2 protein-coding genes and 1 pseudogene are annotated in these 2,926 nt (G+C 60.5%); all 3 read left to right on the top strand.

Going from position 1 to position 2,926, the window contains the following annotated elements; translation table 11 throughout:
* On the top strand, positions 1 to 633 hold a 633-nt coding region (locus ACLQ7H_RS21820), incomplete at its 5' end, for an aminotransferase class V-fold PLP-dependent enzyme (RefSeq protein ID WP_411754465.1).
* Positions 630 to 2,471: a selenocysteine-specific translation elongation factor gene (gene selB / locus ACLQ7H_RS21815; RefSeq protein WP_411754464.1), complete on the top strand. Its 1,842-nt coding sequence runs from the start codon at positions 630 to 632 to the stop codon at positions 2,469 to 2,471. The genes ACLQ7H_RS21820 and selB, both read left to right, overlap by 4 nt.
* A gap of 219 nt (positions 2,472 to 2,690) precedes the next feature.
* Positions 2,691 to 2,926: pseudogene (locus tag ACLQ7H_RS21810) on the top strand (aldehyde dehydrogenase); the annotation flags it as partial.

Below are 2,926 nucleotides of genomic sequence, written 5' to 3'. Positions count from 1 at the left end.
CCTGTGGCGACCGATTTGGGCAGTGGCTCGCTGATCGACATGGCGCAATACGGTTTGCCAGCCGAACCGATGCCGCAACACCTGATTGCCGCCGGTGTCGATCTGGTGACCTTCTCCGGCGATAAACTGCTGGGCGGGCCACAGGCCGGGATTATTGTCGGTAAAAAAGATCTGATCGCCCGTCTGCAACAGCACCCACTCAAGCGCGCTCTGCGCGTCGGCAAAATCACGCTGGCGGCGCTGGAAGCCACGCTGCGCTTGTATCAACAGCCTGAATTGCTGGCAGAACATTTACCGACCTTGCGCTTACTGACCCGTCCACAGCAACAGATGCAGGAAACAGCCGAACGTTTGCAGAGCCAGTTGGCTCCGCTGTTTGCTGGCCGCTTCGAGCTGCGCAGCGAGCCGTGCTGGTCACAGATTGGTAGCGGTTCGTTGCCGGTAGATCGCCTGCCGAGCTACGCGTTGACCTTTGCTCCACTTGATGGGCGAGGCGCAACGTTAGAAGGTTTGGCCCAGCAATGGCGCGGTTTGCCGCAGCCAGTCATTGGCCGCATCAACGACGGTAAACTGTGGCTCGATCTGCGTTGCCTGGAACAGGAGGGCGCACTGGCTGAGGCGCTGAGCGCATGATTATTGCCACCGCAGGCCATGTCGACCACGGCAAAACGACCCTGCTACAGGCGATCACCGGCATTAATGCCGATCGTTTGCCAGAGGAACAACGCCGTGGCATGACCATCGATCTTGGTTATGCCTATTGGCCGCAGCCCGATGGCCGCGTGCTGGGGTTTATCGACGTTCCCGGCCATGAAAAATTCCTCGCTAATATGCTGGCAGGCATTGGCGGCATCGACCATGCGCTGCTGGTGGTGGCCTGCGACGATGGCGTAATGGCACAAACCCGCGAGCACCTGGCGATCCTGCGCCTGAGCGGCAGAGCGCAGTTGACGGTGGCGTTAACCAAAGCCGACCGTGTGGATCCTGCCCGAGTCGCCGAAGTGCAAACCCAGGTGTTGGCCGAATTGGCGCAGCAGGGCTGGCATGATGTGCCGGTGTTTGTTACTGCGGCGGCACTGGGGGAAGGTATTGATGAGCTGCGCCAGCATCTGTTGGCGTTGCAACCCGGTGAGCACTTACTATCCCGTCGTTTTCGGCTGGCGGTGGATCGCGCTTTCAGCGTTAAAGGTGCCGGGCTGGTGGTAACAGGCACAGCGCTGGGCGGCAGCGTGGCGGTAGGCGATACGCTGTGGCTGACCGGTGCAGATGTGCCGGTGCGCGTGCGTGGTTTGCATGCGCAGAATCAGGCGACAGAACAGGCGGTTGCCGGGCAGCGCATTGCGCTGAATATCAGCGGTGACGTCAGCAAAGACCAGCTAACGCGGGGCGACTGGCTGTTGGCGCAACAACCGCCAGCGGCGGCAGAGCGTATTCTGGTGGCGATAGAGGCCGATGTGCCGATCCAGCACTGGCAGTCGCTGCATATTCATCATGCTGCCAGCCATATCACGGGGCGCATTGCGCTGCTGGCCGACAACCTGGCGGAGCTGATCCTCGATCGTCCGCTATGGTTGGTAGAAAACGATCGGCTGGTGCTGCGTGATATCAGCGCTCGCCAAACGTTGGGGGCTGCACGCGTGCTGGGGCTGTCTTCGCCGAAGCGGGGCAAGCGTCAGCCGGAGTATCTGGCCTGGCTGGCAGCGCTGGCTCAGGCATCCAGCGATGGGCAGGTGCTGGATTTACGTTTGCCGGGTGGCGCACTGGATCTGGCTGCGTTTGCCTGGGCACGACAGCTGACGGATGACGGCCTACAGGAACTGCTGGCCGGTTATGCCCTGATGATCTCCGGCGAGATGGCGTTGGCCCCGGCCAACGTGCAAGCGCATGAGCAGCGCCTGTTGCAGGTGTTGGCCGAATACCATCAGCAACATGCCGATCAGCTAGGCCTGGGTCGCGCTCGTCTGCGCCGTATGGCGTTACCGGCGTTGCATGAGCCGCTGGTATTTATGATGATCGATCGGCTGCTGGCGGCGGGTTTGCTGCGCAACACGCGCGGCTGGCTGCACCTGCCAGACCACGGCTTGGCGTTCAGCAGCGATCAACAGGCCCTGTGGAGCCGCATTGAGCCGCTGTTTGGTGACGAGCCCTGGTGGGTGCGCGATCTGGCCGCCTCGTTGGGTGAAGAGGAAAACAGCGTTCGCGCCGCGTTGCGCAAGGCGGCACAGCTTGGCTATGTCACCGCTGTGGTGGTCGATCGCTACTACCTCAGCCAGCGCATCGAACAGTTTGCCATGCTGATCCGCGAGCTGGACGCCACGCAAGGCAGCACCAATGCCGGTGACTTCCGAGATCGGCTGGGGGTTGGCCGCAAGCTGGCGATCCAGGTATTGGAATTCTTCGATCGCAGCGGCTTTACCCGGCGTAAGGGAAATCAGCACCTGCTGCGGGATCGCGGGCTGTTTGGCGGTTGAAAGGATGGGTGCATATTGTTGCGCCCAGTTTAAAAAATTGTGACACCCCTCATGCGTTTGAGCATTGTTTCGCCATTCCTCCTGATAAACCCCTATTATCCCGGCTAGAGATAGTTTACCGCTTCTTAAGTTTGATCACTGGATCTGCGGCCATGGTGCCGTGAACCTGCTTACCGTCTCCGGGCGGTAAGGTTGCAGCCACGTTAAAAGGAGATACAAATGGCGAATACTACTACGGCAAGTCACCTCACGCCGGAAAACACCGGGTTTCCTCTCAAGCTGAAAAAACGTTATGACAACTTTATCGGTGGTGCCTGGGTGGCACCGGTACAGGGCGAGTATTACACCAACCTGACGCCGATCACCGGCCAGACGCTGTGCGAAGTGGCCAGTTCCTCCACCCAGGATATCGAGCTGGCGCTGGATGCGGCCCACGATGCCAAAGGGGCCTGGGG

The organism is Serratia sp. (in: enterobacteria) (assembly GCF_046715635.1).
Lineage (GTDB): Bacteria > Pseudomonadota > Gammaproteobacteria > Enterobacterales > Enterobacteriaceae > Chania.
This window is presented reverse-complemented; position numbering and strand designations above follow the sequence as displayed.